The organism is Phenylobacterium sp. (assembly GCF_037138395.1).
Classification (GTDB): domain Bacteria; phylum Pseudomonadota; class Alphaproteobacteria; order Caulobacterales; family Caulobacteraceae; genus Phenylobacterium.
On record NZ_JBAXIM010000062.1, the window covers coordinates 1 to 14,026 of the forward strand.

Annotated in this window: 10 protein-coding genes and 1 pseudogene; 8 read left to right on the forward strand and 3 right to left on the reverse strand. The window is 67.2% G+C overall.

Annotated features, from left to right (window positions below; all coding sequences use genetic code 11):
- Positions 1–203, forward strand: a pseudogene (locus WCJ52_RS06750) (malate dehydrogenase); the annotation flags it as partial.
- 3 nt (positions 204–206) lie between these two features.
- On the opposite strand, the gene WCJ52_RS06755 reads toward WCJ52_RS06750, so the two are convergent.
- Positions 207–998, reverse strand: coding sequence for a LytTR family DNA-binding domain-containing protein (locus WCJ52_RS06755; RefSeq protein ID WP_336902540.1), 792 nt, complete (start codon positions 996–998; stop codon positions 207–209).
- A gap of 105 nt (positions 999–1,103) precedes the next feature.
- Here WCJ52_RS06755 and WCJ52_RS06760 point away from each other — a divergent pair, with 105 nt between their 5' ends.
- The 7 genes from WCJ52_RS06760 to lpdA all read left to right on the forward strand — a co-directional run bounded on the left by WCJ52_RS06760 (position 1,104) and on the right by lpdA (position 12,926).
- Positions 1,104–1,652 (forward strand): DUF2306 domain-containing protein, encoded by a 549-nt coding sequence (locus WCJ52_RS06760; RefSeq protein ID WP_336902541.1) that lies wholly within the window; start codon positions 1,104–1,106, stop codon positions 1,650–1,652.
- A gap of 69 nt (positions 1,653–1,721) precedes the next feature.
- Positions 1,722–5,084 (forward strand): glycosyltransferase, encoded by a 3,363-nt coding sequence (locus WCJ52_RS06765; protein ID WP_336902542.1) that lies wholly within the window; start codon positions 1,722–1,724, stop codon positions 5,082–5,084.
- A gap of 85 nt (positions 5,085–5,169) precedes the next feature.
- Positions 5,170–6,369, forward strand: coding sequence for an ADP-forming succinate--CoA ligase subunit beta (sucC, locus tag WCJ52_RS06770; RefSeq protein ID WP_336902543.1), 1,200 nt, complete (start codon positions 5,170–5,172; stop codon positions 6,367–6,369).
- On the forward strand, positions 6,369–7,247 hold the full coding sequence (sucD, locus tag WCJ52_RS06775; RefSeq protein WP_336902544.1) for a succinate--CoA ligase subunit alpha: 879 nt from the start codon (positions 6,369–6,371) through the stop codon (positions 7,245–7,247). The genes sucC and sucD overlap by 1 nt, the downstream gene beginning before the upstream one ends.
- Positions 7,248–7,329: 82 nt before the next feature.
- Positions 7,330–10,278, forward strand: a complete 2,949-nt coding sequence (locus WCJ52_RS06780) for a 2-oxoglutarate dehydrogenase E1 component (RefSeq protein WP_336902545.1) — start codon at positions 7,330–7,332, stop codon at positions 10,276–10,278.
- Positions 10,279–10,294: 16 nt separating this feature from the next.
- On the forward strand, positions 10,295–11,494 hold the full coding sequence (odhB, locus tag WCJ52_RS06785) for a 2-oxoglutarate dehydrogenase complex dihydrolipoyllysine-residue succinyltransferase (protein ID WP_336902546.1): 1,200 nt from the start codon (positions 10,295–10,297) through the stop codon (positions 11,492–11,494).
- 34 nt (positions 11,495–11,528) lie between these two features.
- Entirely contained in the window at positions 11,529–12,926 is a 1,398-nt protein-coding gene (gene lpdA, locus WCJ52_RS06790; protein ID WP_336902547.1) for a dihydrolipoyl dehydrogenase, read from the forward strand.
- Here lpdA and WCJ52_RS06795 read toward each other — a convergent pair.
- On the reverse strand, positions 12,923–13,684 hold the full coding sequence (locus tag WCJ52_RS06795; RefSeq protein ID WP_336902548.1) for a hypothetical protein: 762 nt from the start codon (positions 13,682–13,684) through the stop codon (positions 12,923–12,925). The genes lpdA and WCJ52_RS06795 overlap by 4 nt on opposite strands.
- Before the next feature lie 68 nt (positions 13,685–13,752).
- A partial coding sequence (locus WCJ52_RS06800) for a tyrosine-type recombinase/integrase (RefSeq protein WP_336902549.1) occupies positions 13,753–14,026 on the reverse strand: 274 nt, incomplete at its 5' end.

The following is a 14,026-nucleotide window of genomic DNA, read 5'->3' on the forward strand; positions in this document are numbered from 1 at the left end:
AGGTCCACTCCGTGGCGGTCAGCAGCGAGGGCCGCTACGGCTTCGCCCCCGGCATCTGGGCTGGCATGCCGGTGCGCACCACGGCGACCGGTTACGAGGTCATTGACACCTTCGCTATGGACGACTTCGCCAAGTCGAAGATCGCCCTGACCAACGATGAGCTGGTCGGTGAGCGCGAGACCATCAAGGACCTCCTGGCCTGATCCTCAGATCCACCCGCGCCGCCGCAGTTCGGCGGCGTAGGTGCGGCTGACCGGCGCCTCGGCGCCGTCCATCAGGGTCAGGGTGGCGCGCCCGTCGCCCCGGCGGGCGTCGACGATGGCCGCCCGGGCGACCCACCAGGACCGGTGTACCTGCATGCCTTCCTGGCCCTCCAGTTCGGCGATGGCGTCGGCCATGCGCAGCAGGATCAGGTCCTGTCCCGCGCTGGTGTGCACGCGCAGGTAATGGTCCTCGGCCTCCACGGCCCAGATCTCGGCACTGCGCATCCGCACGGGTAGCCGCTCCAGGAAGCGGGCAGGGCCGGCGTCCAGGTCGGGCAGGGTCCTGTCCTGGCGGGCCAGGTTCACCGTGACCGAGAGCAGCGACATGGCCACGGACACCACCAGGGACGTACCGATGAAGGCGGGCAGGGCCGAGGGGCCGATGTGCGCACCCGGGATCAGGCTCGCGGTGAGCCAGACGATCACGCCGATCGGAGCAAAGATCAGGAGGCCGCCAAGGACAGCGCGGAGCCAGGGATTCAACCGGGGCGCAAGCCGGCCGGCCAGAAGGTATCCTCCCAGGCCGATCATGCCGGTCAGGATCGACACCGGGACCATGTAGGCGATCCGCAGGACCAGGGGATAGGCCGTCAGGCCGAAGGCGCCCACGAAGGCGAGGAAGGCGCCGACGGCGGCGGCGACGCCAGCCGTCACGATGACCGTCCGCCGCAGGTCCGCCGCCATCCACGCTTCGCGAACGGCGTCGGGCAGCCATCTGCGAACCGGCGACGTCATCTGGCGTATCCCCGATTGCCGACAGGTCCGCCGCTCCCGAAGACCCGGATCGAAGACAGGGCGCCGACCTGGGCCGCCCGGTTTCCGCCTGATGGAGATTCCCACATGACCTTCTTTTCGCAGCTTCCCCGCCCGTCCCGCAAGCGGGTGCTCGGCCTGGCCTTCCTTGCTGGCCCCCTGGTCCTGGCCAGTACCCTTCTGCCCGCCTACCTCGCCGATCCCGAAGGCGTCCGGGCCCTATTTGCCGTCCGCCTGCACGGCCCCGACCTTGAGCTCCTCGGCCGGACCTCCCCGGTCATCCTTGTCCATCTCGCCTTCGGGGTGCTGGCCCTGGCCGTGGGTGCCATTCTCCTGGCGGGCCGCAAGGGGGCCTGGATGCACCGGGTCCTGGGCTGGGCCTGGGTCCTGGCGGTCGGGACCGTCGCCCTCACCTCCCTGTTCATCAAGACGCTGAACCCGGGGCACTTCTCGATGATCCACCTCCTCAGCGGCTACGTGATCATCGCCCTTCCCCTCGCGGTCGCCTCGGCCCGTCGCCATGACGTCCAGCGGCACCGCAGATACATGACTGGCATGTATCTGGGCGGCTTCGCCGTGAACCTCTTTTTCGTACTGCTGCCGGGGCGTCTGGTTTGGAACCTGTTCCTCGGCTGATCCCCGCCGTCTGTTCGCCATCTTTGGGGCCTAGCGCCGGAGGTCTCTGATATCTGGCGGTGCGGCGACATGGCGGACTATGTGTTTCACGATCCGTCCGGTCGCCGGGCTCGCCGGGCGGGCAGGGTCGCGGGGGGGCTCGGCGCTCTCCTGATCCTGCTCGGAGCGGGCTTCTTCGCGACCCTCGCCATCGCCCCCAAGCTTCCCCGCCTTGACCTGCGCGATCCCCGGGCGCTGACCTCCCTTCATCAGGAGACCTCCACCCGCGTCAGCCGCCTGCCGCCGGCTTGGACGCGCATTCCCCGTGCCCAAACTGCGGTTCCCGGGAGCCAGGAGCCCAGACCACTGCGGGTCGGCTTCTACGTGTCCTGGGACCCTACGGCGCGCGAGTCGCTCGCTCGCCATGTCCAGGACCTCGACGTGATCGCGCCGCAGTGGATTGCCCTGAAGGGGGACCTCGGCGAGGTGTCGGTTACGGCGGACCCCCAGGCGGACGCGATTATCACGGCCGCCGCGCGGCGACCCGCGGTCATGCCTGTCGTCTTCAACGCCGAGGACGGCAAATGGGACGGCACCCGGGCGGGACGGCTCATCGAAAGTCCGGCAGCGCGTCGGCGTCTGGTCGATGGGCTTGCCGCTCTGGCGCGCGCCCGCGGGTACGCCGGCTTTGTCTTCGACCTCGAGAACCTGTCTCCGCGCGCGGCGGAGACCTACCCTCTGCTGCTGGCGGAAGCGAAGCAGACCCTCTCCGCCCAGGGTTGCGAAGTCTGGGTCACCGCCCCGGCGGATGACCCTGCCTGGCCACTCCGCAGGCTACAGGACGCCGCGGGGGTCCTGGTCCTCATGCTCTATGACCAGCATTACGTCACCGGAGACCCGGGCCCGCCTGCGGGACAAGCCTGGTTCCAGCAGCAGCTTGCCTCAGCAATGTCCCGGCTGTCGGCTTCCCGAACCGTCCTGGCCCTCGGTGCCTACGGCTACGACTGGGCCCTGCCCTCTCGCGGGCAGAAGACCCCTGAAGCCGGGGCCGTGACCTTCGCCGAAGCCACCCAGGCCGCCTATGACTCCGGAGCCCAGGCGACGATGGATTCCGCCACCCTCAATCCCACCTTCGGATATGAGGACGAAACCGGCCGCAGGCATCAGGTCTGGTTCCTCGACGCCCCGACCCTATTCAACGAAATCCGCGTGGCGGATCCCTTCCGCCCCCTTGGCTATGGCCTTTGGCGCATGGGATCCGAGGATCCGGACATCTGGGGCCTGCTCAATCACGGTTGGGACAAGGCGACCCCGGCAGGACTCGAAACCATTCCTCCAGGGCAGGACGTCGACTTCGATGGGCGTGGGGAAGTCCTCAAGGTGACCGCTACCCCGACTGCCGGCGAGCGCACCCTGGCCATCGACCCTGCATCGGGCCTCGTTGCCGGCGAGACCTATGTCCGCATGCCGACCTCCTACGTGATCCAGCGCTACGGATTCCATCCGGGGCGTGTGGCGCTGACCTTTGATGACGGTCCCGACCGCAGATGGACTCCCAAGATCCTGGACATCCTGAAGGCGAAGAAGGCACCCGCCACCTTCTTTGTCATCGGCGAGAACATGGAGCGCTACCCGGACCTCGTCCAACGCGAGGTACGTGAAGGCCATACCGTCGGAAACCACACCTGGACCCACCCCAATGTTGGTGAGACACCGCAGGCGCAGACCGAGATTGAACTCAGCGCCACCCAGAGGCTCTTCGAGACGCTGACGACCCGATCCATGCGCCTCTTCCGTCCGCCCTACTTCGGGGATGCCGAGCCCTCTACGGCGCGGGAAGTCGCTCCGCTCCTGCTGGCTCAAAGCCAGGGTTACCTCACGGCGGGCCTCCGGATCGACCCGGATGACTGGAAGAAGCCGGACCCTGACCACATCGTATCCGAGACCCTCAACCGCCTCTCCCAGTCTGGTCCAAGGGCGGGGCAGGTCGTCCTGCTGCACGACTCGGGCGGCGACCGCAGCCGGACCGTGATGGCCCTGCCCCGCCTGATCGACGCCCTGAGGGCTCAGGGTTACACCCTTGTTAGCCTGGACCACCTGGCGGACATGACCCGCGACCAGGCCATGCCCGCTGCCAGCCGTGGATCCCTGGACCTGTGGCTGGACCGGCTGGGGTTCGGTTTCGTCCATGGGGCCGAGGTCGTACTGGAGACACTCTTCCTGACCGCCATCGTGCTTGGCGTTGCCCGGCTGGCCTTCCTCGGCGGACTTGCCCTGGTCCACAGGCTCCGCGACGTTCCTCGCGCGCCGCCACCGGTAAGCCCCGAGGCGGGCCCCCGAGTCACCGTCCTGATTCCCTGCTACAACGAGGAGCGGGTCGTCGTCGCTTCCGTGGAGCGGATTCTCAAGTCCGACTGGGTCAACCTGGAGGTGCTCGTCCTTGATGACGGTTCGACGGACGGCACCGTCGCCCGGATCGTCGAGGCCTTCCCCGACCATCCCCGCGTGCGGCTCCTGACCTTCGCCAATGGGGGAAAGGCGCGAGCGCTCAACCGCGGGCTGGTGCTCGCATCGGGGGAGATCGTCGTCGCCCTGGACGCCGACACCCAGTTTGCACCGGATGCCGTCTCCAAGCTGGTCCGGTGGTTCGCGGACCCTAAGGTCGGAGCTGTCGCGGGTAACGCGATTGTGGGTAATCGGGTGAACCTCGTCACGCGGTGGCAGGCCCTCGAATACGTGACGGCGCAAAACCTCGAGCGCCGCGCCCTTGCCGCCCTTGGCGCCGTCACAGTGGTCCCCGGGGCCGTGGGTGCCTGGCGCAGACAGGCCCTGGAAGCGCTCGGCGGATACCCCGCCGACACCCTGGCTGAGGACCAGGACCTGACCCTCGCCGTCCAGCGGGCAGGCTGGAAGGTGGCGTTTGATCCTGACGCGCGGGCTTATACCGAGGCTCCCGATACAGTGCAGGGTCTCATGCGGCAGAGGTACCGGTGGTCCTTTGGCACCCTCCAGTGCCTGTGGAAGCACCGGGCTGGCCTGTTCGATGTCCGCCGCCCAGTCCTCGGTTTCGTCGCCCTCCCACAGATCTGGGTATTCCAAATTCTGCTAACCGTGATCGCGCCCCTGGTCGACCTCGCACTTATCTGGAGCCTGGTTGCAGCTGCCTACGGCCGGGTCTCGCATCCCGCCGAATGGTCTCCAGACGATATTCTGCGACCGATCTTCTACTGGACGGCGTTTGTCCTGCTCGATCTGTCCGCCGGCGTCCTCGCCATGGCGCTGGAGGACGAAGCGCCCTGGCGGGACCTGCCGCTTCTCCCACTCCAGCGCTTCGGCTACCGTCAGCTTATGTACGCCGGCGTTCTCAGGTCGCTCTCGTCGGCCATCCGAGGTGCCCGGGTAGCCTGGGGCCGCCTGGAGCGGCGGGGATCTGTCCGGGCGCGCAGCGCCTGAGGGCGGTTGCCTGATCTCCGGGGGGTGCCTATAAACCGGCCACTCGCCAATCGGGCGAGCCCGCAGAACAGCATCTCTGGGCCCCATGAACATCCACGAACATCAAGCCAAGACCGTCCTGTCCGAGTTCGGCGTGGCGGTCCCGCGCGGGTTTCCCGCCTTTTCCGTCGAAGAGGCCGTAAAGGCCGCCGAACAGCTGGGCGGCCCGGTCTTCGTGGTGAAGTCCCAGATCCACGCCGGCGGGCGCGGCAAGGGCCGCTTCGAGGGCCTTGGGGCCGACGCCAAGGGCGGCGTCCGGGTGGTCAAGAGCGTTGACGAGGTGCGGACCAACGCCCAGGAAATGCTCGGCCGGGTCCTGGTGACGCACCAGACCGGGCCCAAGGGCAAGCAGGTCAACCGTCTCTACATCGAAGAAGGCGCGGCCATCGCCAAGGAATTCTACGTCTCCCTCCTGGTCGACCGCGAAACCAGCTGGGTCTCGGTGGTCGCCTCGACGGAGGGCGGCATGGACATTGAAACTGTCGCCCACGACACACCGGAAAAGATCATAACCTTCGGGATCGACCCGGCGACCGGCGTCTGGCCGTTCCACGGGCGCACCCTGTCCAAGGCCCTGGGCCTCAGCGGCGACCTCGCCAAGCAGGCGACCAAGCTTCTGGGTCAGCTCTACACGGCCTTCGTCGCCAAGGACATGGCGATGCTCGAGATCAACCCGCTGATCGTGACCGCCGATGACCAGTTGCGGGTCCTGGACGCCAAGGTGTCCTTCGACTCCAACGCCCTCTACCGGCATCCGGAAGTGGTGGTTCTGCGCGACGAGAGCGAAGAAGACCCCAAGGAGATCGAAGCTTCCAAGTTTGACCTCTCCTACATCGCCCTCGAGGGTGAAATCGGCTGCATGGTCAACGGCGCCGGCCTGGCCATGGCAACCATGGACATCATTAAGCTTTACGGTGCCGAGCCCGCCAATTTCCTGGACGTCGGCGGCGGCGCGGACGAAGCCAAGGTGACGGCCGCCTTCAAGATCATCATGGCGGATCCCAATGTGAAGGGCATTCTGGTCAACATCTTCGGCGGGATCGCCCGGTGCGATATCCTGGCCAACGGCGTGGTCAACGCCGTCAAGCAGGTTGGACTGACTGTGCCCCTGGTGGTCCGCCTGGAAGGCACCAACGCCGAGCTGGGCAAGAAGATCATCAATGAGAGCGGCCTTAACGTCATTGCGGCCAACGACCTCAGCGATGGCGCCGAGAAGATTGTGAAAGCCGTGCGGGGGCTCGCCTAATGTCCATTCTGATCGGCAAGGAAACCCGGGTCATCTGCCAGGGCATTACCGGTGCCCAGGGCACCTTCCACTCCGAGCAGGCCATCGCCTACGGGACCAAAATGGTCGGCGGCGTGACCCCCGGCAAGGGCGGGACCACCCATGTGGGTCTGCCCGTGTTCAATACGGTGGATGAAGCCGTGCGGCAAACGGGCGCAGACGCCAGCGTGATCTATGTGCCGCCGCCCTTCGCCGCGGATTCGATCCTCGAAGCGATCGACGCCGGAATTCCGCTGATCATCTGCATCACTGAAGGCATTCCTGTCGCCGACATGATCAAGGTCAAGCGCGCCCTGTCGGGCTCGAAGTCCCGGCTGATCGGCCCCAACTGCCCGGGCGTCCTGACGCCGGAAGCCTGCAAGATCGGGATCATGCCCGGAAATATCTTCAGAAAAGGCTCGGTCGGGGTGGTTTCGCGCTCGGGTACCCTTACCTATGAGGCGGTCTTCCAGACCACCCAGGTGGGCCTGGGACAGACCACAGCTGTGGGTATTGGCGGCGACCCCGTGAAGGGCACGGAGTTTATCGACATGCTCGACTTGTTCCTGAAGGACCCCGAGACCGAGTCGATCATCATGATCGGCGAAATCGGCGGTTCGGCCGAAGAAGATGCTGCGGAATTCATAAAGAATTCAGCGATTCGGAAGCCTATGGTCGGGTTCATTGCGGGCCGCACGGCCCCGCCCGGACGAAGGATGGGCCATGCCGGTGCCATCATCTCGGGCGGCAAGGGCGGCGCGGAGGACAAGATTTTGGCGATGGAGTCGGCGGGCATCCGCGTGGCACCGTCTCCGGCGAAGCTGGGAGAAACCCTGCTCGAGGTGCTGAAGGGTACCTGAGGGAGCCACAATTCAACCTTGAGCGGTCCAGCTCGTCTCTCCTCCAGAAGGCGTCGCGGGCCGCCGGCGACAGGCGGGCGACATGGCGGATGACGCTGGACGGATCAACGAGCTCCTGGCGGAGACTTCCTTCCTCTATGGCGGCAACGCCGCCTTCATCGAGGACCTCTACGCGCGTTGGCTGAAGGTGCCCGACTCGGTCGAGGCATCCTGGCGCAGCTTCTTCGCCTCGGTTCATGACCGTGCCGGAGCGGGTCAACCCCTTTCCCCCCCGGCCTGGACTGCCCGCACGGCGCCGGCCGCCCGTCCGGACTGGCTTTCCGCCATCGACGGACTCTGGCCTGCCGTCGAAGCCAAGCTGACCTCGACGATCTCCGAGCGGACCCCCGCCGTGGCGTCGCAGGACGTCCGTGCGGCCACCCTCGATTCCCTGCGCGCCATCATGATGATCCGGGCCTACCGGGTGCGGGGGCATCTGCGGGCCAACCTGGACCCTCTTGGCATCGCCGTTCCCGAGGGCGACGCCACCGAGCTCGATCCCGCCTCCTACGGCTTCTCCGAGGCGGACTACGACCGTCCCATCTTCCTGGACTACGTCCTGGGCCTGGAGACCGGTACGCTCCGCGAGATCCTCGCCATCCTCAAGCGCACCTACTGCTCCGACATCGGCGTGCAGTACATGCACATCTCCGACCCGACGCAAAAGGCCTGGCTCCAGGAGCGGATCGAGGGGCGGGACAAGGAGATCGTCTTCACCCGCGAGGGCAAGATCGCCATCCTCAAGAAGCTGATCGAGGCCGAGGGCTTCGAGCGCTTCCTGCACAAGCGCTTCCCCGGCACCAAGCGCTTCGGCCTGGACGGCGGCGAGGCCATGGTCCCGGCCCTCGAGCAGATCATCAAGCGCGGCGGCGCCCTGGGCGTCCGCGACATCGTCATCGGCATGCCCCACCGGGGCCGGCTGAATGTCCTGGCCGCCGTGATGGGCAAGCCCTACCGGGTCATCTTCCACGAGTTCCAGGGCGGCTCGACCCTGCCTTCGGACGTGCAGGGGTCCGGAGACGTGAAGTACCACATGGGTGCTTCCTCCGACCGCGCCTTCGACGGTAACAACGTCCACCTGTCCCTGACGGCCAACCCGTCGCACCTGGAGATCGTGAATCCCGTCGTCCTCGGGAAGGCCCGCGCCAAGCAGGCCTATGTGCTGCGCGAGACCTCCGACGCCGGCCGCGGCCACGTCCTGCCCCTTCTGATGCACGGCGACGCCGCCTTCGCGGGACAGGGCGTGGTGGCCGAGTGCTTCGCCATCTCCGGCACCCGGGGTTACAGGACCGGCGGCTGCATCCACTTCATCGTCAATAACCAGATCGGCTTCACCACGGCACCCAAGTACAGCCGGTCCTCGCCCTATCCCTCGGATGTGGCGCTGATGGTCGAGGCGCCGATCTTCCACGTCAACGGCGACGATCCCGAGGCGACGGTCTATGCCGTCAAGGTGGCCACGGAGTTCCGCCAGAAGTTCGGCCGGGATGTTGTCATCGACATGTTCTGCTACCGGCGGTTCGGTCACAACGAGGGCGATGACCCGACCATGACCTCGCCGCTGATGTACGCCCGGATCAAGGATCACCCGAGCACGCGGGAGATCTACGCCCGCCAGCTGATCGGTGAGGGCGTGGTCACCGGGGATGATGTCACCCAGTGGGTGACGGAGTTCGAGGCCCTGCTCGACGTGGAGTTGGATGCGGCCAAGACCTACGAGGCCGACAAGGCGGACTGGCTGGACGGCAAGTGGGCGGGGCTGGCCCTGCCCGAAGGTGAGGATCGCCGGGGCGACACCTCCGTGCCTCTCGCCCGGCTGCGGGGGCTCGGTGACCTTATCACCGCCCTCCCGGAGGACATCGACGTCCACAAGAACGTCCGACGGGTGATCGAGGGCCGAAGGTCGGCCATCGAGTCCGGCGACGGCATAGACTGGGCCACCGCCGAGCATCTCGCCTTCGGCAGCCTTCTGCAGGATGGGTTCCCCGTCCGACTGGCGGGCCAGGACAGCGTGAGGGGCACCTTCACCCAGCGGCACTGCGACATCGTCGACCAGACCACCGAGGCGCATTACATCCCCCTCAATAACCTCGGCCCTGGCCAGGCGCATTTCGAGGTCATCGACTCCCCCCTGTCGGAAGAGGCGGTCCTCGGCTTTGAGTACGGATTCTCCCTCGCCGACCCCAAGACCCTGGTACTCTGGGAAGGCCAGTTCGGCGACTTCGCCAACGGTGCCCAGGTGGTGATCGACCAGTTCATCTCCTCCGGCGAGCGCAAGTGGCTTCGGATGAGCGGCCTCGTCCTTCTCCTGCCCCATGGCTACGAAGGCCAGGGTCCTGAGCACTCCTCCGCCCGGCTCGAGCGCTTTCTCCAGCTCTGCGCGGAGGACAACCTCCAGGTCGTCAACTGCTCGACCCCGGCCAACTACTTCCATGCCCTGCGGCGGCAGATGAAGCGCGAGTTCCGCAAGCCGCTGGTGGTCATGACCCCCAAGTCGCTCCTGCGGCACAAGAAGGCGGTGTCCCTGCTGCCGGAGATGGGCGAGGGCTCGTCCTTCCACAGGGTGCTGCACGATGACGCCGAGCGTGGACGTCACACGGCCCTCACCCTCGACCCGCCGGAGAAGATCCGCCGGGTCGTCCTCTGCTCGGGCAAGGTCTATTATGACCTCCTGGAGGCCCGGGAGGCGCGCGGCCTGACTGACATCTACCTGATGCGGCTCGAACAGTTCTATCCCTGGCCCATGAAGTCCCTGTCCACCGAGCTGTCCCGGTTTCCCAACGCCGAGCTCGTCTGGTGCCAGGAAGAGCCCAAGAACATGGGCGGCTGGACCTTCGTCGATCCCTGGCTGGAGCTGACGCTCGAACGCCTCAAGGTAAAGGCCAGGCGCGCCCGCTATGTGGGCCGCCCAGCTACCGCCTCCACCGCCGCCGGCCAGATGAGCCGGCACAACCGCGAACTCCAGGCCTTCCTGGCCGAAGCCCTCGCCTGAACCAGAGGACACGACCATGGCTGACATCATGACCCCCGCCCTCGGAGAGTCCGTCTCCGAGGCCACTGTTGCGCGCTGGGCCAAGAAGCCCGGGGAGGCGGTCCGCAAGGACGAGATCCTCGTCGAGCTTGAGACCGACAAGGTCAGCCTAGAGGTGGCCGCGCCCGCCGATGGCGTCCTGGAGTCCATCTCCGCCGAGGAAGGCGCCACGGTCGAGCCGGGCGCGGTCCTTGGACACCTGAAGGTGGGGGCGTCTGCCGCCGCCGCCGCGCCCGCCGCTGCGCCCGCTCCGGCTGTCGCGCCCGCAGCCCCCAAGGCGGCCCAGCCGGCGCCCGCCGCCCCGGTCCTGGCTCCTTCGGCACAGCGCATCGCTACGGAGGGCGGGCTTGATCCCGCCGCCATCCCCGGCACGGGCAAGGACGGCCGCGTGACCAAGGCCGACGCCCTGGCCGCCCTGGAAGCCCGGGCTGCCGCCCCGCCGCCGGCACCCGTCCCCGCCGCCCCGCGCGAAGCCCATGCCCGTGAAGAGCGCGTGCGCATGACCCGGCTGCGGCAGACCATCGCCCGTCGCCTCAAGGAGGCCCAGCAGACGGCCGCCATGCTCACGACCTTTAACGAGGTCGACATGAGCGCCATCATGGCCCTGCGTAACACCTACAAGGACGCCTTCGAGAAGACCCACGGCGTCAAGATGGGCTTTATGGGCTTCTTCGTCCGGGCCTGTATCCACGCCCTCAAGGCCGTGCCCGAGGTCAATGCCGAGATCGACGGCCAGGACCTGATCTACAAGAACCACTACGACATCGGCGTGGCCGTCGGCACCGACCGTGGCCTGGTGGTGCCCGTGGTCCGGGACGCCGACGTCCTGTCCCTGGCGGGGGTCGAGAAGGCCATTGGCGCCCTTGGCAAGAAGGCCCGGGACGGCGCCCTGGCCCTGGATGACCTGCAGGGCGGCACCTTCACCATCTCGAACGGCGGGGTCTATGGCTCGCTCATGTCGACGCCGATCCTGAATGCGCCCCAGTCGGGCATTCTGGGCATGCACAAGATCCAGGAGCGCCCAGTGGCCGTGAACGGCCAGGTGGTCATCCGGCCGATGATGTACCTGGCCCTGTCCTATGATCACCGGGTCGTCGATGGCCAGGGCGCCGTGACCTTCCTGGTCCGCGTCAAGGAAGCCATCGAGGATCCGCAGCGGCTGCTGCTCGACATCTAATCCGGTTCAGGCCCCAGGCGGGCGAGGAAATCCCATGTCCCAGTACGACGTCGTCATCATCGGGGGTGGCCCCGGGGGCTACAACGCCGCCATCCGCGCCGGCCAGCTTGGCCTGAAGGCCGCCATCGTCGAGATGCGCGATACCCTTGGTGGCACCTGCCTCAACGTTGGCTGCATGCCCTCCAAGGCCCTCCTGCACGCCTCCGAACTCTATGAGGCCGCCAACCGGGAGTTCGAGCACCTGGGGATCGAGGTCACTCCCCGCCTGAACCTGTCGAAGATGATGGCCCAGAAGGACGAGTCGGTGACCGCCCTCACCAAGGGCGTCGACTTCCTCATGAAGAAGAACAAGGTCGAGCGCCTGCTCGGCAGGGGACGGATCGCTGGCCCCGGCCGGGTCGATGTGGACGGGGCGGATGGCAAGACCCTGACCCTCGAGGCCCGGAACATCGTCATCGCCACCGGTTCCGAGCCCTCTGGCCTTCCGGGCCTCAAGGTCGACGGTGACCGCATCGTCGACTCCACAGGCGCCCTGGCCCTTTCGGAGGTTCCCAAGACCCTGGTGGTCATTGGAGCCGGCATCATCGGCCTCGAGCTGGGCTCGGTCTGGCGCCGGCTGGGCGCCGAGGTGACGGTGGTCGAGTACCTGGATCGCATCTGCCCGGGCATGGACGCCGAGGTTGCCAAGGCCTTCCAGAGGATCCTGGCCAAGCAGGGCATCAACTTCCGTCTCGGTTCCAAGGTGACCGGTGCCAAGGCCGGCAAGTCCCGGGTGGACCTCACGGTCGAGCCCGCTGCGGGCGGCACCGCCGAGACCCTGACCGCTGACCGGGTCCTCCTGGCCGTCGGCCGACGTCCCTATACGTCGGGCCTTGGGCTGGAGACTGTGGGCCTGGTCCCCGACGCCCGGGGCTTCCTGGAGACCGAACACTTCCGCACGGCGGCGGCGGGCGTCTGGGCCATCGGCGACGTGATCCACGGCCCCATGCTGGCCCACAAGGCCGAGGAGGACGCCGTCGCCTGCATCGAGCTGATCGCCGGCAAGGCCGGTCACGTGGACTACAACCTGGTGCCCAGCGTGGTCTACACCACCCCCGAAGTCGCCTGGGTCGGCCGCAGCGAAGAGCAGCTCAAGGCCGAGGGCCGCGCCTACAAGGCCGGCAAGTTCCCCTTTGCCGCCAACAGCCGGGCCAAGATCAACCACGAGACCGACGGCCTCGTGAAGGTCCTGGCCGACGCCGCCACGGATGAGATCCTGGGCGTGCACATCCTGGGCCCCCAGGCGGGCGAGATGATTGGCGAGTACTGTGTGGCCATGGCCTTCCGGGCCGCCAGCGAGGACATCGCCCGCGTCTGCCATCCGCACCCGACGCGCTCCGAGGCCGGCCGGCAGGCCGCCATGGGCGTCGAGGGCTGGACCATGCAGGCCTAGAAGCCGAGCACCTTGTAGCCAACCTCCAGGCCCCAATCCCCGGGGCGGCCGTCGCCGGCAAAAACCTGGGGCTTGATCGTCACGATGCCCGTGCCGCCAAAGGCGGGACCGACCACCCGGCCGTAGGTCACCGCCAGGCCCAGGAAGGTCCTGTCGTTCTCCCAGTCCTGGTTGATCGAGGGGTCTACCGTGATGAGGTTCCGCGAATCCTTCAGCTTGGGCACGTAGTAGAAGTCCATGGTGGTGGTCCGGACATCCCGCCTGCGGTCGTCGCCCCAGAGCGACTCCGAATGGACAAGGGCCGGGGCGAAGATCGCGCCGTCCTTGAGGAACCAGGCCTTGATGAGCGTCCCCTTGAGGACGTTCTTGCCCGTACCGAGCTCGTCCCGGGAGGCGGTGTCGAAGATCATTTCCCCCTGGGCGACCCAGCCGCCCTGGCGGCTCAGGCCAAAGACATGGGTCACCCGCACGGAGGCGTCGCCCAGGCCGTAGCTGTCGTCCCCGAGGACGTCGACGGAGGCAATGGGGACGCGGTAGCGGAGGCTCCAGTCCCGCCTTTCTCCTAGCGGAACCGTGTAGTTCAGCTTCAGGGTATCGCTCCGGAAGCCGCCTGTCAGGTCCAGGCGCTCCCAGTACACCTCTGCCACGGTGGTGAGCTTGGTCGGGTTCGTGCCGTTGTTGGCGGCCTCCTCCCCATGGGCGCCTGAAGCGGCGGCGAGGAGGAAGGCCGAGGTGGCGGCCAGGATAATGGGTTTCATCTTCAGTTCTCCTGAACTGGGCGGAAGTCTGCAATTCTAGGGCGTTCGCCCCGTCACATTATCAGAATTCAGGCTCTTGGGTGGGCGCTCGCATAAGCCCGGAGCAGGGCGGCGGAATCCACCTGGGTGTAGCGCTGGGTGGTGGACAGGGAGGCGTGGCCCAGCAGTTCCTGGATCGACCTGAGGTCAGCGCCGGCCCCCAGCAGATGGGTGGCGAAGGCGTGTCGCAGGGCGTGGGGCGTGGCGCTGTCGGGCAGGCCCAGCCGTCCCCGCATCCCCTGCACCGTCGCCTGGACATGCCGGGGGGAAAGGGGCCCGCCCCGCCGGGCTCGGAACAGGGGC